Origin of the sequence: Actinokineospora terrae (assembly GCF_900111175.1) — a bacterium.
GTDB lineage: Bacteria > Actinomycetota > Actinomycetes > Mycobacteriales > Pseudonocardiaceae > Actinokineospora > Actinokineospora terrae.
Window position 1 is genome coordinate 376735 of the sequence record NZ_FOGI01000005.1, and the last position, 22415, is coordinate 399149.

The 22415-nt window shown below is 71.6% G+C and carries 23 protein-coding genes; 9 read left to right on the forward strand and 14 right to left on the reverse strand.

Annotated features, from left to right (window positions below; translation table 11 throughout):
- Positions 1–5: 5 nt before the first annotated feature.
- The 6 genes from BMY07_RS13270 to BMY07_RS13295 all read right to left on the reverse strand — a co-directional run bounded on the left by BMY07_RS13270 (position 6) and on the right by BMY07_RS13295 (position 5564).
- Entirely contained in the window at positions 6–737 is a 732-nt protein-coding gene (locus tag BMY07_RS13270; protein ID WP_092778365.1) for an ESX secretion-associated protein EspG, read from the reverse strand.
- A gap of 13 nt (positions 738–750) precedes the next feature.
- Positions 751–2079 (reverse strand): PPE domain-containing protein, encoded by a 1329-nt coding sequence (locus BMY07_RS13275; RefSeq protein WP_092778025.1) that lies wholly within the window; start codon positions 2077–2079, stop codon positions 751–753.
- Positions 2080–2093: 14 nt separating this feature from the next.
- Complete coding sequence (locus BMY07_RS13280) at positions 2094–2477, reverse strand: PE domain-containing protein (RefSeq protein WP_143073461.1); 384 nt, start codon at positions 2475–2477, stop codon at positions 2094–2096.
- A gap of 150 nt (positions 2478–2627) precedes the next feature.
- A complete protein-coding gene (locus BMY07_RS13285) occupies positions 2628–3176 on the reverse strand; it encodes a GNAT family N-acetyltransferase (RefSeq protein WP_092778029.1) in 549 nt (182 codons plus the stop codon).
- 47 nt (positions 3177–3223) lie between these two features.
- Positions 3224–3718 (reverse strand): DUF1707 SHOCT-like domain-containing protein, encoded by a 495-nt coding sequence (locus tag BMY07_RS13290; protein WP_092778031.1) that lies wholly within the window; start codon positions 3716–3718, stop codon positions 3224–3226.
- A gap of 67 nt (positions 3719–3785) precedes the next feature.
- On the reverse strand, positions 3786–5564 hold the full coding sequence (locus BMY07_RS13295; RefSeq protein WP_092778033.1) for an acetyl/propionyl/methylcrotonyl-CoA carboxylase subunit alpha: 1779 nt from the start codon (positions 5562–5564) through the stop codon (positions 3786–3788).
- Between the two features lie 141 nt (positions 5565–5705).
- Between BMY07_RS13295 and BMY07_RS13300 the strand changes: the two genes are divergently transcribed.
- Complete coding sequence (locus BMY07_RS13300; protein WP_092778035.1) at positions 5706–6407, forward strand: hypothetical protein; 702 nt, start codon at positions 5706–5708, stop codon at positions 6405–6407.
- 40 nt (positions 6408–6447) lie between these two features.
- Here BMY07_RS13300 and BMY07_RS13305 read toward each other — a convergent pair whose 3' ends face one another.
- The 7 genes from BMY07_RS13305 to BMY07_RS13330 all read right to left on the reverse strand — a co-directional run bounded on the left by BMY07_RS13305 (position 6448) and on the right by BMY07_RS13330 (position 14615).
- The gene (locus tag BMY07_RS13305) at positions 6448–7809 is read right to left on the reverse strand and encodes a dicarboxylate/amino acid:cation symporter (protein ID WP_092778037.1); all 1362 of its coding nucleotides are present in this window, start codon (positions 7807–7809) and stop codon (positions 6448–6450) included.
- A 42-nt stretch (positions 7810–7851) separates the two neighbouring features.
- Complete coding sequence (locus BMY07_RS36170) at positions 7852–7929, reverse strand: putative leader peptide (protein WP_425426285.1); 78 nt, start codon at positions 7927–7929, stop codon at positions 7852–7854.
- 87 nt (positions 7930–8016) lie between these two features.
- Positions 8017–8631, reverse strand: a complete 615-nt coding sequence (locus BMY07_RS13310; RefSeq protein WP_092778039.1) for a Maf family protein — start codon at positions 8629–8631, stop codon at positions 8017–8019.
- Positions 8632–9109: 478 nt separating this feature from the next.
- Complete coding sequence (locus tag BMY07_RS13315; RefSeq protein ID WP_092778041.1) at positions 9110–10936, reverse strand: Xaa-Pro dipeptidyl-peptidase; 1827 nt, start codon at positions 10934–10936, stop codon at positions 9110–9112.
- Positions 10937–10947: 11 nt separating this feature from the next.
- Complete coding sequence (locus BMY07_RS13320) at positions 10948–12552, reverse strand: DHA2 family efflux MFS transporter permease subunit (protein ID WP_177215561.1); 1605 nt, start codon at positions 12550–12552, stop codon at positions 10948–10950.
- A gap of 217 nt (positions 12553–12769) precedes the next feature.
- On the reverse strand, positions 12770–12982 hold the full coding sequence (locus BMY07_RS35355) for an acyl-CoA carboxylase epsilon subunit (protein WP_092778043.1): 213 nt from the start codon (positions 12980–12982) through the stop codon (positions 12770–12772).
- 10 nt (positions 12983–12992) lie between these two features.
- On the reverse strand, positions 12993–14615 hold the full coding sequence (locus BMY07_RS13330) for an acyl-CoA carboxylase subunit beta (RefSeq protein ID WP_092778045.1): 1623 nt from the start codon (positions 14613–14615) through the stop codon (positions 12993–12995).
- 169 nt (positions 14616–14784) lie between these two features.
- Here BMY07_RS13330 and BMY07_RS13335 point away from each other — a divergent pair, with 169 nt between their 5' ends.
- From BMY07_RS13335 to BMY07_RS13370, 8 genes are all read left to right on the forward strand, one after another.
- The gene (locus BMY07_RS13335) at positions 14785–15579 is read left to right on the forward strand and encodes a biotin--[acetyl-CoA-carboxylase] ligase (protein WP_092778047.1); all 795 of its coding nucleotides are present in this window, start codon (positions 14785–14787) and stop codon (positions 15577–15579) included.
- An 85-nt stretch (positions 15580–15664) separates the two neighbouring features.
- Positions 15665–16261, forward strand: coding sequence for a PH domain-containing protein (locus BMY07_RS13340; protein ID WP_092778049.1), 597 nt, complete (start codon positions 15665–15667; stop codon positions 16259–16261).
- A 1-nt stretch (position 16262) separates the two neighbouring features.
- Positions 16263–17204 carry a hydroxymethylglutaryl-CoA lyase gene (locus BMY07_RS13345; protein ID WP_092778051.1) on the forward strand — a complete coding sequence of 314 codons (942 nt, stop codon included), beginning with the start codon at positions 16263–16265 and terminating at the stop codon, positions 17202–17204.
- A 55-nt stretch (positions 17205–17259) separates the two neighbouring features.
- Complete coding sequence (locus BMY07_RS13350) at positions 17260–17991, forward strand: SAM-dependent methyltransferase (protein ID WP_092778053.1); 732 nt, start codon at positions 17260–17262, stop codon at positions 17989–17991.
- A 153-nt stretch (positions 17992–18144) separates the two neighbouring features.
- Complete coding sequence (locus tag BMY07_RS13355) at positions 18145–18570, forward strand: YbaB/EbfC family nucleoid-associated protein (protein WP_342741537.1); 426 nt, start codon at positions 18145–18147, stop codon at positions 18568–18570.
- Positions 18570–18875, forward strand: coding sequence for a WXG100 family type VII secretion target (locus tag BMY07_RS13360; protein WP_092778057.1), 306 nt, complete (start codon positions 18570–18572; stop codon positions 18873–18875). The genes BMY07_RS13355 and BMY07_RS13360 overlap by 1 nt, the downstream gene beginning before the upstream one ends.
- 9 nt (positions 18876–18884) lie before the next feature.
- Positions 18885–21368, forward strand: a complete 2484-nt coding sequence (locus BMY07_RS35360) for a glycohydrolase toxin TNT-related protein (protein ID WP_245782354.1) — start codon at positions 18885–18887, stop codon at positions 21366–21368.
- Positions 21365–21637, forward strand: a complete 273-nt coding sequence (locus BMY07_RS13370) for a hypothetical protein (protein WP_092778060.1) — start codon at positions 21365–21367, stop codon at positions 21635–21637. The genes BMY07_RS35360 and BMY07_RS13370 overlap by 4 nt, the downstream gene beginning before the upstream one ends.
- Here the strand turns inward: BMY07_RS13370 and hisN are convergent.
- Entirely contained in the window at positions 21614–22393 is a 780-nt protein-coding gene (gene hisN, locus BMY07_RS13375; protein ID WP_092778062.1) for a histidinol-phosphatase, read from the reverse strand. The two genes, BMY07_RS13370 and hisN, sit on opposite strands and share 24 nt — an antisense overlap.
- Positions 22394–22415 lie beyond the last annotated feature (22 nt).

Here is a 22415-nt window from a genome sequence, read left to right on the forward strand (position 1 = left end):
CGCGTTCAGGCCGGGAGCAGTTCGGCGATGTGGTGGTGCAGCCTGCGGGTGTCGGCGGGGGAGATGGTGGTCCAGGACTCGCCGGTGGGGGTTGTGGTGCGGGTTTGCAGGTAGCGGCCGTGGGCGGTGTCGAAGTAGCTGACGACGCGGTCGGTGCGGTGGCGGGTGCCCCAGTGGTCGCGGGTGGCGGCGCCGAACTGGCCGTGGCCGTGCAGGGGAGTGATCATCTCGGCGAGGGTGGTGGCGTCGTCGGGGCGGATACCCCTGGCGCGCAGGCCCGCGGCGAGGGGGCCGGGGGCGGCGGCCTCGAAGTCGGCTGTCGGGACCGTGACCGAGCGGCCCGGGCCGGCGGCGACCGCGGGCAGGACGGGCAGCGCGTACCGCGGTAAGCCGGACGCGTCCGCCGGGCGGAGGGTCACCGCGTCGGGCGACATCGTTGCCAGGACGGCGGAATCCGCGCGGGCGGCGGCCAAGACCCGCAGCGGCCCGTCCGTCCACAAGCGACCGTCGACCTCCCGGTCCGGCCGGTCGAGCAGCCCGATCAGCGACGCCAGCAGCGGGTCGACCTGGCCGGGCGCGCCGAGTCCGCGCGCGGCCAACCCCCGCCACGCCCGCTCGACCAGACCCGCCCGCTCGGTGTCGGTGCGCCCCGGTGAGGGCACCGACAGCACGAGCGGCACCGACGCCACGCCCAGGTGCTCGGCCAGCACGTCGAACTCCAGGGCGGTGACCGTCATCGCGGTCACCGGCTCAGCCGCCGATCACGCCGGGCGGGAGGTGGTGGTCGTCGCCGTAGACGCTGACCGACTCGGTGACCTGCTCGTCGTCGCGGGCCAGTTCGCGCCTGCGCCCACCGAGGTTCCGCGTGGACGACGAGGAAGACGAGGACTGGTTCGGCTCCGCGGCGTCGGCGAACCACTGGCTCGACCCGAGCGCCTCCGGCCCGACCCGCCGCACGCCGAGCTTGTTGTCCCCGCCACCCAGCGGGCCACCGCTGAGCGCGCCGCCACCGGCGGGCGCCATCGGCGTCGCCGCCGCGTTGGACCCCGAGGACGCCAGCCCCTGCCCGGACGACCCCGGACCGGAGAACCCGTCGCCCCCGATGGAGGAACTACCCGACACCGGACCGCCGCCCCCGCCGAGCGGGCCGTGCCCCAGCGCCCCACGCGGGGTCGCCCCCGAGCGCCGGTCGCTGGTCGTGGAGTCGCCGGAGCCGGTCACCCGACCACCGAGGCCGATCACCGAGCCCTCCGGCGCCATCGGGGCGGCACCGCTGAACATCCCCGGCGCCACCGGTGCCCTGCGGACGACCTCCGGCGCGTCCCCGAGCGCGGCCGACGACAGGCCGAGGCCCTGGCCGCCGCTCCAGTGGTGCTCGCCGCCGCTGGTCTGGCCGCCGAAACCGTGGTACGCGGCCGGGCGGTGCGACTGCTCGTACCCGCCGACCGTCGGCGCCGCGACCGGCGTCCCCGCGAACGACGTGTGCGTGCTCTGCGTGACGCCGTCGCCGCGCTGGCGGTGGTCGCCCTGGTTGCCGCCCAGCAGTTCGGCGGGACGCGCGAAACCGGTCCTGGCGCGCAGGTTCGTCCTGGTGCTCAACTCGTAGGTCGCCATGACCTCGTACGCCTTCTGCGCACCGGCCGACCGGGCCTGCTCGACGGCCTCCGCGTCGTTCTGCACCGCCGCCACCTGGACCGCGGCGGCCGTGGCCGGGTCGGGCGCCAGTGACTGCTCACCCTGCGGCGCGGGCATCTCGGCGCGCGCGGTGGCGATGTAGGCACCCTGGTTGTCGACGGCCTCGCGCATCCCGTCCGCCTCGTCGGCGGCGGTGCGCGCCCAGCTCACCAGCGTGGTCAGCCGGTCCTTGGCCGCACCGGCGGCCCGCCCTGCCCAGACCGCGGCCGACCCGTCGAGGGTCGCCGCGAGGTCGTGGCCGACCTCGTTGAGGGTGGCGGTCAGCTCGGTCCAGCGCCGCGACGGCTCGGTCGACGCCTGCGCGCCGGGACCGTCGTGCAGCATCAGGTACAGCTCCTTGTGGCTGAACCCGCGCCAGCGCGTCCCGCTCGACTGCTCGGTCATCGCTCGTCCCCTCCTCAGCCGCCGGTGCCCTGCTGCGTGACAGTGGCGGCGTTGTCCTCTTCGAGCAGGTGGTACTGCGCCGCGACGCGGTCGAGGGTGTGCACGGCCGTGTCCAGCTGGGTGCGGTAGGCGCGCAGCGCGTCGAGAGCGGCGCGCTCGTGGTCGGCGGTGAGCTGGTTGACCCCCGTGGTGGCCTCCTGGCTCACCGGGTCCTTGGCCCACGGCTGCACCCGCAGCGTCGTCTCGCTGAGCTCCAGCTGCCTGGCCACGCGGTCGCGGGCGTCGGCGAAAGCCGCGCGCAGCGCGGGCACCGCGTCCGGGGTGACGTCGAGCAAGTCCGTGCGGTGCTCGCCGCCCCCGCCATGTCCCCCGTGCTGCCCGCCGTGTCCTGCTGGCACGTCGCCTCCCCACCTGTCGCCGGATCCCCGTCACTACCTGTGGTGCGTCAACTCTATCGAGTCGCCACGATCGGTTTCGACCATTCCCCTGTGGTTTCGTAGACGTGCACCGGATCGGCTGGGTTCCGTCCCCGCACAGCTACACACCGTCTACCCAACGACCGGTTCCCCCGGGGCGTTACGGGCCACCAGGACGACGATGTCCGCGGGCACCGCCAACCCGTGGTCACGGAACGTGGTGAACCCCAGCTTCGCGGCCACCCGGCCGGAGGCTTCGTTGCCCGCGGAATGCTGATAGGTGACCTCGGTGAGCCCCAGCCCGCCGAACGCGAAGCGCAGCACCGCTGCCAACGCCTGGGTGATCATGCCCTTGCCGCGCGCGTCCGGGTGCGCCCACACCCCGGCCTCCGCGGTGCCCGCCGCGAGGTCCACCTCCTTGAGCAGGACCTCGCCGAGCATCACCCCGGTCACCGGGTCCGCGACCGCCCACGAGTAGCGCCGGTCGGCGGCCCAGTCGGCGTCGCGGCGCGCGATGTACTCACCCGCGCTGGCCAGGTCGCTCACCCGCAGGTGCGGCAGCCAGCGGACGAACTCGGGGTCGGTGAATCCCTCGACGAGCCGCGGGCGGTCGTCGAACCGGGAGTCGTTGCGGATCGCCCGCAGGTAGTACGCGCCCGCGTTGATCTCCACCGGTTCCACGGTGAAGCACGCTACCGCCCGGCACCGACACCCGCGGAACGAACTCCCTAGTGCCAGCCGCGGCGGTAGTGGCGGCGCCGGTACCCGGGGCCGAACGGCCGTTGGCCGTGCCCCCTGCCGTGGCGCCAGTCGTCGCCGAACAGCGCGCCGCCGATCACCGTCACCACGACCGGCAGCAGCAGCAACGGCCACGCGTGCACGACGAACAGGAACAGCGACAGGCCCGTGATCGCCGAGATCGGCACCAAGGCGGCGAACAACCGCTGCCCCAGCGGCCGGTCGGCCCACGTCGCAGGCAGTGCTGGCGGCGGGGGAGCGGCGGGCAGCGGCGCGGTCGACCGCAGACCCGGCTTGGGGGCGGGCAGGTCGGCGAACAGCGCGACCAGGTCGCCGGTGGTGCGCGCGGTGGTGATCTTCGCGCTGCGCTCGCCGTACTCCTCGATGTCGATGCGGCCCGCGCTCATGTGCTCACCGAGCGCGCGCAGCGCGTCCTCCCGCTCGGCGTCGCCGATGCGCAGCTCGGTCGGGGGGATCTCGTCCACACCACGATGCTACGGAAGTCCCGGCCGGACCCGGCTGAGGTTTGTCTCAGCTCACCCGGCGCGGGCGTCAGTCCTTGAGCTCGCAGAGGACCGAACCGGTGGTGACCGTCTCGCCAGCGGCCACGGTCAGCCCGGTGACCGTGCCCGACTTGTGCGCGGTGACCGGGTTCTCCATCTTCATCGCCTCCAGCACGACGATCAGCTCGCCCTGCGCGACGACCTGCCCGTCGGCCACCGCGATCTTGACGATCGTGCCCTGCATCGGCGCCGCCACCGCGTCACCCGACACCGCGGCGCCCGCCTTGCCCCCGGCCCGCCTGCGCGGCTTCGCCTTCACCGCCGTGCCACCACCGCCGCCGCCCAGCGACAGACCGGCGGGCAGCGACACCTCCAGCCTGCGGCCACCGACCTCGACGACGACGTTCTGCCGCGGCTCGGCCTCCCCGGCATCCGCGCCACCGGCGAACGGTTCGATCCGGTTGTCGAACTCGGTCTCGATCCAGCGGGTGTGCACCCGGAACCCGTTCTCGTCACCGATGAACGCCGGGTCGCGCACGATCAGCCGGTGGAAGGGCACGACCGTGGCCATCCCCTCCACCACCAGCTCGTCGAGCACCCGCCGCGACCGGGCCAGCGCCTCGTCCCGGTCGGCGCCGGTGACGATCACCTTGGCCAGCATCGAGTCGAACTGGCCGCCGATCACCGTGCCCGACTCGACCCCCGAGTCGACCCGCACCCCGGGACCGTCCGGCGCGCGCCAGGTGGTGACGGTGCCGGGCGCGGGCAGGAAACCGCGGCCCGCGTCCTCGCCGTTGATCCGGAACTCGATCGAGTGCCCGCGCGGGATCGGGTCCTCGGTGAACCGCAGCCGCTCACCGGCCGCGATCCGGAACTGCTCGCGCACCAGGTCGATGCCGGTCGTCTCCTCCGACACCGGGTGCTCGACCTGGAGCCGGGTGTTGACCTCCAGGAACGAGATCGTGCCGTCCGTGCCGACCAGGTACTCCACCGTGCCCGCGCCGCTGTAGCCCGCCTCGCGGCAGATCGCCTTGGCCGAGGAGTGGATCTCGGCGCGCTGCGCGTCGGACAGGAACGGCGCGGGGGCCTCCTCGACCAGCTTCTGGTGGCGCCGCTGCAGCGAGCAGTCGCGGGTGCCGACCACGATGACGTTGCCGTGCTTGTCGGCCAGCACCTGCGCCTCGACGTGGCGCGGCTTGTCCAGGTACCGCTCCACGAAGCACTCGCCGCGGCCGAACGCGCTGACCGCCTCGCGCACCGCCGAGTCGAACAGCTCCGGGATCTCCTCCAGCGTGCGGGCGACCTTCAGGCCGCGCCCGCCGCCGCCGAACGCGGCCTTGATCGCGACCGGCAGCCCGTACTCCGAGGCGAACGCGATGATCTCCTCGGGGCCCGACACCGGCTCCTTGGTGCCGGGCACCAGCGGCGCGCCCGCGCGCAACGCGATGTGCCGGGCGGTGACCTTGTCGCCGAGGTCCCGGATGGCCTGCGGGTCCGGCCCGATCCAGGTCAGCCCGGCGTCGAGGACGGCCTGGGCGAACTCGGCGTTCTCCGAGAGGAACCCGTACCCGGGGTGCACGGCGTCCGCGCCCGAGCGCTTCGCCGCGTCCAGCACCTTCTCGACCACCAGGTAGCTCTCGCCCGGGGTCGACCCGCCGAGGGCGAACGCCTCGTCGGCGAGCCGCACGAACGGCAGGTCGCGGTCGGGTTCGGCGTACACGGCGACGCTGGCCAGCCCCGCGTCGCGGCAGGCCCGGATGACCCGGACCGCGATCTCGCCCCGGTTGGCCACGAGTACCTTGCTCAGCGCCTTGGCCGACTCGGACACGCCGGTTCCTCCTTGGTTGGATCGCCGCTTGGGGGGAGTTTACGGACGACCCGCGACACGGGAACCGAGAGCAACCCCACACTCGCCCGCTACCCTCCCCCTGACGTCCGCCGTTGTCGATTCCCCGCCGGGAGGTGTGTCGTGGCTGGTCGGCGCGCCCCCACCGCGGTCGTGCTGGCGATGGTGATCTGCGGCCTCGTCCTCGCCGCCTCGCTCACCGGTGCCGCCGTCCTGCGGGTCCGCTCCGCGCCTGCCAACGCCACCCCCGGCCCGACCCCGGAGACCACCACGTCGGCCAGCGCGGTCACCTGCCGCAGGGAGCCGTGCAGGCTGCTGGGCACCGCGACCGTCGGTGGCACCGTCGTCGAGCTGATCGGCGACTCCGGGCTGGTCTCCGGGCGGGTGCGCATCGGCGGCCCCAGCGGCCAGCAGGTCATCGAGATGACCATCACCGACCTCGGGGTGTACCTCGACGACGAGTCGCTGGAGTGCGCGCCGGGGGCGGTGTCGGCCTGCCTGGTCCGCGGCTCCGGCGACAAGGGCACCGCGGGGCAGGTCGTGGTCGGGCGGTCGGACAAGTGGAGCGCGCAGGGCCGGGCGTTCTTCTCGGAGGCGAACTACCTGAGCCTGGCCAACGTCGACGGCGACTCCGCGCCCGAGGTCATCGCCGTGCAGCTGGACTGCGCTTCCGGCGCCGACTGCTCGAAGCGGCCGGTGTACGCGCAGGTGTTCGGCCTCGGCGGGCAGGAACTGGGCTGCACGCGGCTGTTCCCGAGGATCGACCAGCTGCCCGGGTACCCGAAGATCCTGCCCACCGCGGCCCAGTTGCGCGGCTGCCCATAAGGAGACGGCCACCCCTTGGTGGGGGCGGCCGTCCTTGTCCTTACGCGGTGACCAGGTCCTTGTCCTTCGGAGCGGGCTCCTCACGGGCGGGCTGGTCGTCGAGTAGCGGCGGACCGCTGGGGGCGTTGAGCACCTCGTCGTCGAGCAGGCCCTCGCCGCGGGCCACCAGGACCGGCACGGTGATCTGACCGGCGACGTTGGTGGCGGTGCGGATCATGTCCAGGATCGGGTCCACCCCGTAGACGATCGCGACACCGGTCGCCACCACCTCGGCGGGCAGGCCGATCGTGCTCAGCGTCAGGGTCAGCATGGTGAACCAGCCGGTGGTGCCCGCGGTGGCGAACGAGCCGAACACCGCGACCGCCACGATGCCGACGTACTGCCAGAAGCCCAGGCCCACCCCGAACAGGTTCGCGATGAAGATCGTCGCGATGGCCGGGTAGAGCGCCGCGCAGCCGTCCATCTTCGTGGTGGTGCCCAGCGGCACGGCGAAACCGGCGTACCCGGGCTCCACACCGAGGTTCACCGCGGTCTGCCTGCTCAGCGGCAGCGTCGCCCCGGAGGAGCGCGACACGAACGCGAACTGCAGCGCCGTCCACGCCTTGGCGAAGAAGGTGCGCGGGCTGACCTTGCCGACGAACCTCAGCAGCACCGGGTACACCACGAACAGCACCAGCAGCGCGGCGATGTAGACGGCCGCGATCAACGACAGCAGCGGCTTGAAGAACTGGTTGCCGTAGGTGGCGAACGCGGTGCCGATCAGTCCCAGCACACCGAGCGGGGCCAACCGGATGATCCAGCCGAGGACCTTCTGGATGATGTCGAACGCCGCCTGGTTGAACGCCACGAACGGCGCGGCCCGCTCACCGAGGGCGTAGGTCGCGATGCCGACCAGCACCGCGACGAACACGACCTGCAGCACCTCGCCGTTGCTGAACGCGCTGAACAGGTTGTCCGGCACCAGGCCGTTGATCACGGTCAGCCAGTCGCCCTGCGCGCGGTCGGCGAGCCGCGCCACCGCCGCCTCGCTCGGTTTCACGCTCACCCCCTTGCCCGCGCCGGAGATCAGGCCGACGGCGATGCCGATGAGCACGGCGATCAGCGAGGTGATCCCGAACCACAGCAACGTCTTGCCGCCCAGCCTGGCCGCGGTGCGCCCGCCACCGAGGCCGCGCAGGCTGGTCACGCCGACCACGATGGCGGTGAACACCAACGGGATCACGGTGAACTGCAGCAGGCTGGTGAAGATGTTGCCGATGGTCTTGAGGGTCGTGGTCAGCCACGCGGTGTCGGTCTGCTTGGCGACGAACCCGAGCAACGCGCCTAACACGAGGCCCGCGAGCACGGACAGTCCGAAGTAGAGGGTGCGCCGGTTGGTCCTGGTGGACACGTCGGTGGACATGGGGACTCCAGGGAATGGGGAGAGGAGGGGGTGGGGTGGCTCCTAACCTCGACACAGCGCGCTGGCCTGCCGCCGGAGATCGACGTGCAGGCGCACGGTCAGCGCTGGTGAGTACCTCATCTCCGCGATCCAACCAGCCGGTAGGGCGGAAACTTCCCCTCTCACCCGGAGAGCGGAATCACTCTCACCACGTGGAACGGCGTTGGGTCAGTTGGTGCAACGCCACAGCTGGGTGACGCTGATCCCGACCTCGCCGAGCAGCCGCCGGGTCAGCGGCAGGCTGATCCCGATGACACTGGACGGATCCCCGTCGACCCCGTCGACGAACCACCCACCGAGGCCGTCGATGGTGAACGCCCCCGCCACCGACAACGGCTCCCCGGAAGCGATGTAGGCCTCGACTTCCGCCGCTGTCGGCTCCCCGAACCGGATCGTCGTCGACTCGACCCCGGTGGCACTGGCGACGACCTCACCGTTCTCCACCCGCAACACCGCGTGCCCGGTCAGCAACACCCCGGTGCCCCCCACCAGCTTCCCCCACCGCTCCCGAGCAACCTCAGCCGTCCCCGGCTTCCCCACCAGCTCCCCGTCGAAGTGCAACATCGAGTCACACCCCACCACCACAGCGTTGTCCCCCGCCAGGACAACCTTCCGAGCCTTGGCCTCAGCCAACACCCCCACCACCCGCCCCGGCGTCGGATCCACCACAGCGGCCGCCACCGCATCCTCGTCGACCCCCGACACCCGAACCACCGGATCAACCCCCGCAGCCCGCAAAACCCCAAACCGAGCCGGCGACTGAGACGCAAGAATGAACTCCATTCCCGCAGGCTATCCGCCCCACTGCTATGCCCCTGCGGGTCCTACCCACCCACCCAGCCAGCTCCGCACGCCCCCAGCCCCGCACGGCCCGCCGAGCCCCGCACCCCATGCGGCCCACTGGTCTCGCGCCCTGGCTCTTACCCGGGCAAGCCCGCATACCCCGCACCAAGCCAGTCGCCCCCACGTGGCCGCTTGCCCTGCGCGACACCCCTTGTCCGCACAAGCCCGCATACCCCGCGCATACCGGCTTACCCCACCGAGCCCGCTTACCCCACCGCAACCGCTTCGCGCGCACGCGGTCCCGACCCTGCCCAGCCCCCACCCACACCGGGGGGCGTCCCAGTGCCAGTCTATCGGCACCCACCGACAGACGATCTTGAAACCACCCCGTCCAAGATCCACATGTGGACAACTTCTGTCCCTGAACCAGGTGAACATCCAAGCCGCCCCGGAACAAGAACCCGCAGCTCAAGCCCCCCTAGATCGACCCAACCAGGGGAAGGCGAGCACTGGTCTTGATGAGGTCGATCGTCAGCCGGGGGTTGGTGCCTGCGGAGCTGATGTACGAGGTGTCCGTGCTCCCGATGACCAGGGCCAGGCGGTGGCCCGCTGGGATGAGTTGGTCGGTGGAGGCGAGGTTGAAGGTGATCGTGTACGGGGTGCCCGCGGTCAGGGTGCGGCGGGTGTCGAGGCCCGCGTAGTGGCCGAGGTCGGCCCAGCCGCGGGCGATGATGTTCTGGGAGACGGTGGTGGTGTTGGCGGCGGTGTCGAGGTAGCAGGCGCTGTCGCCGGTGGTGCTTTCGCCCCAGCAGGTGCGGGTGGTGAGGTTGCGGATGCCCTCGCCGCTGCCGCGGTAGTTGCGGATTGTCGCCGGGCCGTAGTCGACCAGTACCGCTGACACGCGGGCCGCGCTCTGCGACGGCGTGGCGGTCACGGTGATCTGCGTGGTACCGGAAACCCGCACGTCCCTGGCCAGTTCCTCGGTCCGGTAGATGACCCGGGCCGACGAGGTTGTGGTCGGATTGTTGATCCAGTCGTATGAGCTGGTGCGGTTGTCGGTCAGACTCGCGGTCGACCCGGCGGGCGGCGCCGTGGTCCCCAGGACCCCCACCCCCGCGGTGGTGCCGGGCCGCAGCCGCACGGTGGTCGGCGACGTGGCCAGCGGCCAGGACGCGTCGTCCTTCCACACGTCCGGTCGTTGCTCCACAGTGGACGCGGGCTCGCGCTCGATGCCGTTGTCGATGCCCAGCAGGTAGTGGTCGAACCACCGGTGCAGCGTGTCGACCCACACCGAGCGCCGGAAGTCGAACGGGTCGACGTGGCCGGTCTGCGACAGCCAGATCTTGCGCTCGACGGTCGCGGGCAGCGCGTTCCACCACTGGCCGAAGTTGATCGTCTTCACGTTGAGGTCGTTGAGCCCGTGCACCACGAACACACTGGCCTTCACCTTGGCAACGTTGACCAGGTAGTCCCGTTCCTTGTACATGGCGGTGTAGTCGCCGCTCGACGGGGAGCCGTTCGTCAACGTTGTCTTGACCGACCCGCAGTTTGCGGCGCCCGCCGAGTTCTCCACCACCTGTGCGAGTCCGGCCGGGCTGCCGCTGGTGAACGTGGCGCCGGACGCACGGTAGTAGTCGTACCAGGAGCTGATCGCACCGATCGGCACGATGGTCTTGAGGCCGTCGACCCCGGTAGCGGCAACGCCGTTCGCGATGGTGCCGTCCCACGACTTGCCGATCATCCCGACCGCGCCGGTCGACCAGCTTGCCGTCACGGTGGTGCTACCGGTCGCGGACGTGTAACCGCTGGCGCGACCGTTCAGCCAGTCGATGACCGACTTCGCGGAGGTAATCTCAGAGCGCCCGCCGATGTCAACGCAGCCGTTAGAGCGGGCTGTGCCGGAAAGGTCAACGAGCGCGACGGCGTAACCGCGCGGGACGAAGTAGTTGTCGTAGTGCAGCGGGAACTGGACCGGCTTCCCAGCGCTGTCGTAGGTCTTCTTCTGGCTCTCGTTACCCCGCCCAAGCGTGGCGTAGTAAGGGCTCGCGTCCATGATTACCGGAACGCGCCCAGTCGCTTCACGCGGGCGAATGATGTCGGTGGCGACCCGAACTCGCGAACCATTCGGCGCTGTTAGACCTGTGTCGACCCAGACGGTCTCACGCACGGCGTTCGCGTAAGAGTAGATAGGGTCGCTGCGCACGGCGACAGGTGCCGTTGGCGCCGCGGACACGGGAAGCGTGAGCGCGCCAAGGCCCGCGATCACCGCGAGGGCCGTGGTGAGCAAGGATCGCCGTATAGCCATGTGTGCAGACGCTACGGTCCGACCCGTTCCCCCGGCAGTCCCGAGTTTTTCGCGTTACCAGTTGGCGCTGTCCGGATGCCCGCCGCGCTGAGCATGCCCAGGATGAGGACGACAACCGGCAACACCAGCGTCGCCTTCGCCGCATTGGTGAACCCGAGGTGGAACGCGTTGGTGGCCAGTTCGCGCACCTTCTCGACCACGGCCGGTGACCAGTCCGACGGCACCGCCGGGCCCTCGCCGCCGAACTGGCTCGCGGTCTGCGCGGCGGCGGTGATCCGCTCGACGAACTCGTCGGCGTAGCGCGGCGGCAGGAACTTCGCGTACTCGCGCGCCGCCTGCGGGACCGCGAACCCCAGTCCGACCTGGAGGAACAGCCCGGTGGTCGCGCTGCCGAGCACCCCGCCGACCTGCCGGGAGGTGTTGAACACCCCGGAGGCGGCCCCGATCAGGTCCGGCGGCATGCCGAGCGTGGCCGAGGCGGTGAGCGGGGAGAACACCAGCCCGATGCCCAGCCCGGCCACCACCAGGCCCGGGATCAGCACCAGCGGCTCGGTGTCCGGCTCGGCCAGCAGCGCCAGCCCGACCGTCCCGGCAGCCAATCCGCCGAGCCCGGTCATGATCAGCGTCCGGCCCGGCAGCCGCGACCGCCCGGCCACCCAGGCCGCGCCACCGGCGGCAACGGCCATCGGCGCGCACAGCAGGCTGGAGGCGACCGGGTCCAGCCCGAGCACCGACTGCACGTAGATCACCAGCGGCAGGAACATCCCGGTCGTGGCGAACCCGAGCGCGGCGTGGGTCAGGTTGGCGTAGCCGAAGATCGGGTTGTGGAACAGCCCGCGCGGCAGCAACGGGTCCCGCGCGCGCCGCTGGTAGACGGTGAAGGCGCCGATGAGCAGCAGGCCGACGCCGATCACCGGCAGCACACCGACCGGGCCGATGATCGTCCCCCAGTGGTAGTGCTGCCCGTTCTGCAGCCCGAACACCAGCAGCCCGAGCCCGGCCGAGGCCAGCAGCGCGCCGGTCGTGTCCAGCCGCACCCGACCGGCCGGGCGCCAGTCCGGCAGCAGCAGGACCCCCAGCACCAGCCCGACCGCGCCGATCGGCAGGTTCAGCAGGAAGATCCACTGCCAGCCGACGTGCTGCACCAGCAGCCCGCCGACCACCGGCCCGGTGATCGTCGCGACCCCGGCGACCGCGCCCCACACCGCGATCGGCGCCCCGCGCCGCTCCGGCGGGAACAGCCCGGTGATGAACGACAGCGTCTGCGGGGTCATCGCCGCCGCGCCGAGCCCCTGCACCGCGCGGGCCGCGATCAGCGAACCCGCCGAAGTCGACAGTCCACACCAGAGCGACGCGCCGAGGAACAGCACCAGCCCGACCAGCAGCACCCGCTTGGGGCCGAACCGGTCCCCGAGCCTGCCGGTGAGCAGCAGCGGCACCGTGTTGGCCAGCAGGTACACGCTGTTGACCCAGATGACCTGGTTCAGCGTGGCGTCCAGGCCGCCCAGCATCGCCGGGATCGCCACGGTGACGATGGTGGAGTCGAGCATGACCATGAAGAAGCACGCGCACAACGCCGCCAGCGCCACCCACGGGCCGCGCACCCCACCGCTCATCAACCCAACTCCAGCCCCGGACCCCGCCACCCGGGCCACCGCCCAAGAGCCTAGGGCCCCGCCGTCGCGCGGGTTGGCCCCGCCCAGGTCAGCGGGGGCGAACAGGCGGCGTCAAGATCGAACCGCGCTGAGCGGCCCCCGACTCACAGCCTATCGAGGGTGGTGGGGAGGCAGGCAGTCACGATGTGGCGCTGTGGACAACTCCGGCCCATCGGGACTACCGGGGGAGGCCGGAACTGCGCCAGGCGCCCGGGCCGTGAGGCAGTGGGCGGCGGACCAGTGAGCTCTTGTCCGCCCACGCGCTTGTCGACAAAGGAGCCGGGGTTTCCGCAGGGGCGCTGGCGGCTGCCGCTACCACTACCGTCAGCGCCGCCAATTCGGCCGCGTCGGGGTTACCTCGGACGACACGGAGTACGGGTTCAGGGCTCACGGTCGCTCCTCTACAGGGGGATGTTGCCGTGCTTCTTCGGGGGAAGAGTCTCGCGCTTGTCCACCAGCATCCGCAGTGCACGCGCGATGTAGCCGCGAGTGTGCGAAGGCGGGATAACCGAGTCCACATAGCCCCGCTCCGCCGCCACATACGGGTTCAGCAAGGTGTCTTCGTACTCGCGGTCCAACTTGGCCCGCAGTGCGTCCACGTCCTCGCCCGCGTCTAGAGCGGCCTTCAACGTCTTGCGGTGCAGGATGTTCGACGCGCCGGAGGCACCCATGACGGCGATCTGCGCGGTAGGCCAAGCGAGGTTGATGTCCGCGCCGAGGTGCTTTGAGCCCATGACGTCGTAGGCGCCGCCGTAGGCCTTGCGGGTGATGACGGTGACCAGGGGGACGGTGGCCTCGGCGTAGGCGTAGATCAGCTTGGCGCCGCGCCGGATGATGCCGTCGAACTCCTGGTCGGTGCCGGGCAGGAAGCCGGGCACGTCGACGAAGGTGAGCACCGGGACGTTGAACGCGTCGCAGGTGCGCACGAACCGCGCGGCCTTCTCGGAGGCGTCGATGTCCAGGCAGCCCGCGAACTGGGTCGGCTGGTTGGCGACGATGCCGACGCTGCGGCCGTCGACCCGGCCGAAGCCGACCACGATGTTGGGCGCGAACAGCGGGTGGACCTCCAGGAACTCGCCGTCGTCGACGACCCGGGTGATCACCTCGTGGATGTCGTAGGGCTGGTTCGCCGAGTCCGGGATCAGCGCGTCCAGCTCGCGGTCGCCGTCGGTGAGGTCGTCGGCGACCGAGCCCTCGGCGGCCGGACCGGGGAACACCGGCGGCTCGGACAGGTTGTTCGACGGCAGGAACGACAGCAGTTCCTTGACGTAGGCGATCGCGTCGTCCTCGTCGGCGCCCATGTAGTGCGCGACGCCGGACTTGGTGTTGTGCGTGCGGGCGCCGCCGAGCTCCTCCAGCGTCACCTCCTCGCCGGTGACGGTCTTGACCACGTCGGGGCCGGTGATGAACATCTGCGAGGTCTGGTCGACCATCACCACGAAGTCGGTCAGCGCGGGGGAGTACACGTGCCCGCCCGCGTTCGCGCCCATGATCAGCGAGATCTGCGGGATGACCCCGGAGGCCAGGGTGTTGCGGCGGAAGATCTCGCCGTAGAGGCCCAGGGAGACCACGCCCTCCTGGATCCGCGCGCCGCCGCCCTCGTTGATGCCCACGATCGGGCGGCCGGTCTTGATCGCCAGGTCCATCACTTTGACGATCTTCTCCCCGTACACCTGGCCGAGTGACCCGCCGAACACGGTGACGTCCTGGCTGAACACGCACACCGGGCGGCCGTCGACGGTCCCGTACCCGGTGACCACGCCGTCGCCGTAGGGCCGGTTCTTCTCCAGGCCGAAGTTCGTGGACCGGTGCCGGGCAAGCTCATCGAGCTCGGTGAAGCTACCGGGGTCGAGCAGCGCATCGATCCGCTCACGCGCGGTCTTCTTGCCCTTGGCGTGCTGCTTCTCGACCGCGCGAGCCGAGCCTGCGTTGACGGCCTCGTCGTAGCGCCGGTACAGGTCGGCGAGCTTGCCTGCCGTGGTGTGGGTGTCCGGCTCGCCCGTCGGCTCGGTCGCGCTGCTCATGGCCCGGCAGCCTAGCGACCGAAAGGTGTCACCAGGGGCGAGGCGTAGGGCACACCACAGGGCTCTTGACCTCTACCTGGGTTGAGATCGCAGAGTCAGCACCGCCACCCCCGCCCGGCTGTTCCTGCTCCGACCGGCCGGGTCCGGGGGTCGGCTCTACCCTGGTCGCATGGCAGCTCTCGACGCCGGGGCACTGCGCGCCGCGCTTGGCGACACCTACGGCGCTGTGGACGTGGTCGACTCAACCGGCTCCACCAACGCGGACCTCGTGGCCGTGGCAGGTAGTGCCGCCGACCGGACCGTGCTCATCGCGGAGCAGCAGACCGCCGGACGCGGTAGGCGCGCACGGGACTGGGTGTCTCCCCCCGCCTCCGGGCTCTACCTGAGTGTCTTGCTCCGGCCGACCGGCGTCCCCGTGTCCCGGTACGGCTCTCTCTCCCTGGTCGCAGGGGTGGCCCTGATCCGCACTGCCCGTCACGCCGGGGTCCTCGCATCCCTGAAATGGCCCAACGACCTGCTCGCGGGCGCGGCCATGGCCAAGTGCGCGGGCGTCCTCGCCGAGGCCACCCCGGACGCCGTGGTCGTCGGCATCGGCCTCAACGTCGGCGCGCTGCCCGGCGAGGTCCCGGTCGGCCCCGGCGGGCTGCCCGCGACGTCCTTCGCCCAGGAGGGCGGCACCGGCGACCGCACCGAGGTCGCGATCGCCCTGCTGCGCGCGTTCGACGAGGCCGAGCGCTCGTGGCGCGGCGCCCAGGGCGACCTGGTCACCTCCGGCCTGCTCAGCGAGTACCGCGGCAGTTGCGCGACGCTGGGCCACCGCGTCCGCGTCGAGCTGCCCGACGGGTCGAGCCTGCAGGGCCTGGCCACCGACGTGGACGGCGAGGGCAGGCTGGTCGTCGACGTCGGCGGGACCGCCCGCACGCTCTCCGCCGGGGACGTCGTCCACGTCCGCCCGGGAGCCTGATCGGGAGAGTTCACCACTCCGCCTGCCTGCGGGGTCCGCTCCCGAGTACGGTAGCCGCGTCACCAGTGATGATCGGGAGGACACCGTGGCATACCCCGATGACGTGCTCAGCGAAGGCGAGCAGGTCGTGCTCCACCGGCACCCGCACTGGAAGATGCTGCTGCTGCCGTACGTGATCCTGCTGATCACCCTCGGCGCGGGCATCTGGCTGGCCATCCTGGCCCAGGACCTGTCCTGGGCGACGGTCGCCTACATCATCATCGGCGCGGTCGCCCTCGTCCTGGTCGTCTGGGGCTTCCTCGCCCCGTTCGTGCGGTGGCGGACCACCCACTTCATCGTGACCACCGACCGGGTCATGTTCCGGATGGGCGTGGTCAAGCGCACCGGCATCGACATCCCGCTGGCCAGGATCAGCAGCGTCCGGTTCGAGCACGGGCTGATCGACCGGATCGTCGGCTGCGGCACCCTGATCATCGAGTCCAGCTCGCAGGAGCCGCTCGAGTTCGACGACATCCCGAACGTCGAGAAGGTGCACACGCTGCTCTACCGCGAGGTCAACGACAACCCGAACGACGACTTCCACCGCACGCCGCGAGTGGATCCCCGCGCGGCCCGCGACGACTACCGCGACACCCGTGAGCAGGACTACCGGGGTGACTACCCCGAGCAGGGTCGGCGCTGACGTGGGTGCCCGCGAGGTAGGCCTACCGGCGACGGTCAGGGCTGACGGTCTCCCCGAGCGCGTCACCATCTGGGAGGTCGGCGCGCGCGACGGACTGCAGAACGAGTCCACGGTCGTGCCGGTGGACGTGAAGCTGGAGTTCCTGTCGCGGCTGGCTGACGCGGGTCTGGGCGTCCTGGAGGCGACCAGCTTCGTGCACCCCAAGTGGGTCCCGCAGCTCGCGGACGCCGAGGAACTGCTGGCAGGCCTGACCAAGGTCGACGGCGTCTCTTACCCCGTCCTCGTGCCCAATGAACGCGGTCTCGACCGGGCTCTAGCAGCGGGCGTGCGGCACATCGCGATCTTCGGTAGCGCCACCGAGACCTTCGCCAAGCGCAACCTCAACCGCACCCTGGACGAGCAGTTCGCCATGTTCGAGCCGGTCGTCACCCGGGCCCGCGCCGAGGGTCTCGACGTGCGCGCCTACGTGTCGATGTGCTTCGGCGACCCGTGGGAGGGCCCGGTCGCCGCCGACCAGGTCGCCGCGGTCGGCAAGCGCCTGGTGGACATGGGCTCCTCGCAGCTCTCCCTCGGCGACACCATCGGCGTCGCCACCCCCGGGCAGGTCGAGTCCGTCATCGCCGCCACCGCGGCCGCGGGCGTCCCGGTCGACGACATCGCGGTCCACTTCCACGACACCTACGGCCAGGCCCTGTCGAACACCCTCGCCGCGCTGCGCCTGGGCGTCACCACCGTCGACTCCTCCGCGGGCGGCCTCGGCGGCTGCCCGTACGCCGAGTCGGCCACCGGCAACCTCGCCACCGAGGACCTCGTCTGGATGCTCGACGGCCTCGGTGTCCGCACCGGCGTCGACCTGGACCGGCTGGCCGACACCAGTGCGTGGATGGCCGAGCGGCTGGGCAGGCCCGCGCCGTCGAGGGTGGTCCGGGCCCTGCGCGGGTAACCCATCGTTGACAGCTCGACACGCTCGGTGAGACGTTGGGCGGGGAGGTTCGACGATGACCGCCAGCGCCCCCTTGCCCACGTGGTCGCCAGCAGCGCACGGCGCGCTCTACGACCTGTGCCTGGGCCCCAGCCACCACATCGGCGCCTGGCTGGCCACCGACGACCACGCCGGCACCCCGTGGCAGTGGCTCGACTGGGCGCAGGACCGGGTCGTCGGCCAGGTCGCCGACCTGCTCCGGCTGCGCCCGGGCGAGCACGTCCTGGACATCGGCTTCGGCTCCGGGGCCGTCCCGCTGCGGCTCGCGGCGACCGTCGGCGTCGCCGTCACCGGCTGCTCGGCCAACCCGGTCGAGGTCGACGCCGCCGCCGACCTGGCCACCTCGAGTGTCCACTTCGAACTCACCGGGCCGCTGCTGCCGTACTCCGACGCCGCGTTCGACGCCGTCTGGGTCAAGGAGAGCGTCGAACAACTGCCCGAGGCGCGGCGGGTGCTCAGGCCGGGCGGGCGCGTTGTCATCACCGTCCCCGTTCCGAACCTGCACGGTCTTGTAGACGCCGTGCACGACACCGGGCTCATCGTCGAGCAAGCGCGTGACCTAGGAGCGGGGCCGCGCGTTGGTCGTACCTGGGACATGTGGGCGCAGTTGTTCCAAGAGCACCACCCAGCGCTGTTCGACCGCTACGGTGCGGAAGGAATCGTGGCCATGGACAACGGCATCACCGTGCTGCTGTCGGTGGTCACGGGCGAGTTGAACTGCGCTGTCGTGGTCGCGCGCGACAGCTGAGACCGCAACGCGGGCCGCGGGTCCGGCGACTACCCGGGTGGGGTTGGCGTGATCACCGGTTCGAGTGGGAACCTGGCCCGGTGGGAACCCGGCCGCGGGCAGCCGCGTCCAACGCGGGCCCGGAGGCTGGCCGATGACGCGGAGGAGGTCGTGGTGTCCGAGCACCGAGCCCAGGTCGAGGACCTCCTCGCCGACTACCGGCGCGGACGGGACCAGCTCGCCGAGGTGCACCGGGCGCTCTCGGCGATCAGCGAGTCCGCCACGAGCGACTGCGGTGTGGTCACCGCGACCGTGTCCGCCCAAGGTGCTCTTACCGCGCTCGACCTGCGCGACGACGCCTACCGCGTGTACCGGCCCGCGGACCTCGCCGCCCTGATCGTGCGCACAGCCGCTGTCGCCGACGCCCGCGCCGCCAGTGCGGCCGGGCACGCTGTTGCCCCGGTGCTGCCCTCTGGCACCGATCCGGAGGCCTTGCTCCGGGGAACTGCCGATCTGCACCGCGCGGAGATCACGCCGCCGGTCGAAGAGGACAGCTACGAGAACGTGGCCTGGTTAGAACCAGACGCGGGGAGGCCGTGATGGACAGGTTCCAGGTAGACAGCGACCGCCTCGCGTTACGAGCCGGGCAGTTCGACGGGTTGTCCTCGCGCGTGGGCGGCATCCACCGCGATCTCGCCGACCAGGTCAGCGCCGCCGGTGCCTGCTGGGGCGGCGACGACATCGGGCTGCGGTTCGCCTCGACGCACGCCGGGTCCGCGCACGAGACGCTCAAGGCCCTCGGCGCGCTGCCGGGGAAGCTCGACGACGTTGGCGACCGCTTCCGCGAGACCGCCCGCGCCTACCGGCACACCGACGACCACAACGCAGGCGTGCTCGACGCCTAGGGGGACGTGATGGGGATCCAGTTGCCCGCCGAGCTCGCAGGCGTCGCCGCCAAGGTCGGGGTCCGCTGGCCGCAGGCCGACGAGGACAAGATGCGCGCCTCCGCCAAGGCGTGGCGGCACGCGGGCACCCAGGTCGCCGCGCTCGCCGGTGACGCCGACAGCGCCGCGCACGCCGCGCTGTCCACCTTCGAGGGCGACTCGGCCGACGCCGCGGCCAGGTACTGGTCCCGGTTCGTCAAGGCCGACAACGGCCACCTCACCGCCACCGTGAAGGGCTGCAACGCCGCGGCCGACCGGTTGGAGCACGCCGCCGAGGAGATCGGCGCGGCCAAGGTGAAGATCGTGCGCAAGCTGGTCGCGCTGGCCAAGAACCTCGACGCGGCCGACACCGCGGCCGCCGCGGGCGACCGGCGGGCGCAGCTGAGCCTGGACTGGCTGATCAAGGGCACCGCGGCCAACGTCGCGCACATCCGCAACACGCTGCTCAACACGGTTGCCCAACCGGGCACCAGCGTCCACTTCGCCAACGACCTGGTCAACGACAGCCCCGGCGCCATCGGCTCCGGGCTGGACGGCCTGCTCAACAGCGTCATCAAGCCGGTCACCAAGCTCGTCAGCGCCCTGCCCGGCCAGATCGGCGACGGTCTCGCGCACACCATTGACGGCATCGGTGAGACCCTCAACGATGTCAGCAAGCCGCTCAGGGGGATCACGAACGCGGCATCCGGGGCGCTGCCCGACCTCAAGCCGGTGCTCGACGCGCCACTCAAGCCGAGCGTGGTCATCCCGCCGGTAGCGCCGGTCATCGAGCCCGTCGTGCACACACCGCCCGCCGCGCAGCTCCCGCCGGTGACGTCGCCGGTAGTGCAAACGCCCTCGGTGACCCTGCCGGAGATCCCCACGAACGTGCCGCCGCCGCTGCCCGTGGTCACCCAGCCCACCCCGCACATCGGCGTGCCGACCGATGTCGTCCAAGCCGCCTCGGCCGCGGTCATCGACGCGCCCAGCCAGAGCTCCGCGCCGGTCGGCCAGCAGCCAGGCGGCACGCAGGGCGGGTCACCGGTCGGTGGCGTGCACCAGGGCGGGACGACGTCCGCGCCGCCGTCAGGGAACCCCCTCGGCGGCAGGCTTACCGGCGTGAACCCGGGCGCTCTGCCCGTAGTGGGCAACGTGCCGAGCGCGTCCGGCCCGTCTGTCGCGGCGCGGCCGTCCACCCCCGGGCTCGTTCCGGCCGTTCCCGCGCAGAACGCGAACGGCAACAAGCAGCTGGCCCCTCCGCCGCAGCAGAAGCCGCAGCCCGGGCGCGCCGAGCCGGGCGCCAAGGCCGCCGAGCAGGCGGCCAAGACCGGCGAGCGCGCACAACCAGGGGCCAAGGGCGCCAACATCGCCGCGCGCGTCGGCGACCCGACCAGCAAGCCATTGGGCGACCCGGGCGGGAAGAACACCGAGGCGCCGAGGTCCGCGCCGCGCTCCGGCGAGCGATCCGACTCGATGGCGAAGCCGGGTGCGCGCCTGGCAGACCTGACCGCCAAGACCGTCGACTCGCAGCCCGGCCGGATCGCCGAGGCGCTGCAAACCGGCAAACCCGGCGACGCGGCCAAGCCGGGTGACGGTGCCAAGCCTGGCGATGGAGCCAAGAGCGGCGACGGCGGCAAGACCGCCGACACGGCCAAGACGGACGCGGGCAAGCCGGGTCCGGGCAGGCTGACCGGTGCCACACCGCAGCCGGACCAGTCGCTGCCCGCGCCCGAGCACAACGACAACGGCACCGACAAGCGCGAGCAGTCCGATAGCGCCACCGTGATGGCTGTCGCGGTCGGTCTTCCCCGCGCGCAGGCGACCAACAAGGCCCTGCCGAGCAAGTTCCTGGCGCAGATGTTCCCGGAGGGGCACCTGCCGGTCGCGTCCAGCAAGCCCGCCTGGCAGATCCCGCCCCCGCCGGAGGAGGTCGACTTCGCCGCCGGTCTCCGGTTCCCGCCGGGCGACCACCCGAGGTCCGACCTGGCCGACAACGCCACCCCGGTCCAGCACAGCGCTCCGACCCGTGGCCGCACCGCGCCGGACCTGCTGCACGCCTACGACCCGCTCGGTGGCCTCAACGAGCGCGACTGGGACCACCGGTTCCTCGTCCGCCCGTTCGACCCGAGCACGCAGCGAACCACTGAGTACGCGTGGCCGACCAGTGAGCTGTTCCCGGAAGGGGGGACCGCGCCAGGTGAGGCAGTCGTGCTCCCCGAGGGCACGCTGATCGACCGGTTCGGTACCGCTAACGGCCGGGTCTTCAGCGCAGACGGCACCAGGTTCGCGCGCCGAGCCCTCCCGCCGCTGCACGCGGGCTCGGGCTACCGCCGCTACCGGGTGCTCCAACCGCTCCCGGTGTGGCGGACCCTGTCGGCGCCGTGGTTCGGGCAGCCGGGTGGCGGTGAGCGCTACCGAGCCACCCACTCCGCCGCCGAGCTCGTCGCCCTCGGTCTGCTGGAGGAGACCCCGTGAACACCGAGACGATCCTCGGCCTGCTCGCCGCGATCGGCATCCCGGCCGAGTTCGTGTCCCTCGGCGTGGAGTCCGACAACGCCTGGTGCCTGCTGCACCACGCCGACCAGGGCAGCTGGGAGGTGTTCTGGCGCGAGCAGGGCAACCGCTACGACTGGGCGAGCTTCACCAACGAGCAGGTGGCCTGCCACTACCTCTTCGGCAGGCTCACCTGGTCCCAGGTCGTGCGGGGCGTCGTCGGGGTCCTACCGGTCACCGAGAAGGCTTAGCGCTGCCTCGTGCAGGTGGCCGTTGGAGGTCAGGACAGAGCCACCGTCGAACCGGTTCGCCCCACCCAGGTCCGTGAACCGGCCGCCGGCCTCCTCCACCAGCACCTGGAACGGCGCCACGTCCCACGGGTTCACGATCGCCTCGGCCGCGAGGTCGATCGCGCCCTCGGCGACCAGGCAGTGCTGCCAGAAGTCCCCGAACGCCCGGTTCTCCCAGCACGCGTCCACCAGCGCCAGGTAGCGCTCACGCGAGTGGTACTTCACCCACGACCCCAGGTGCGTGGTCGACAGGTAGGCGTCTTCGAGCGACCGCACACCTGACACGGAAATCCGCCGGGCCTCGCCACCGTCTCGGCTCAACCACGCGCCCTCACCCCGCGCGGCCCACCACCGCCTTCCGAGCGCGGGCGCGCTAACCACACCCACTTGCGGCACACCGTCGACCACCAGCGCGATCAACGTGGCCCACGCCGGCACCCCGCGCAGGAAGTTCTTGGTCCCGTCGATCGGGTCCAGAACCCAGGTCCGACCAGCGCGAACGTCCCCGCCGCGCTCCTCGCCCGCCACGCTGTCGTCCGGTCGGGCCTCGGCCAGCAGCGCCCGCACGGCGTCCTCGACGGCGGTGTCGGCGTCGGTCACCGGGCTGCGGTCCGGCTTGCGCTCGACCACCAGGTCGACGGCCTGGAAGCGGGCACGGGTGATCGCGTCGGCCGTGTCGGCCAGCAGGCGGGCAAAAGTCAGGTCGTCGCTTGACACGGGCGCGATCGTGTCACGCCTA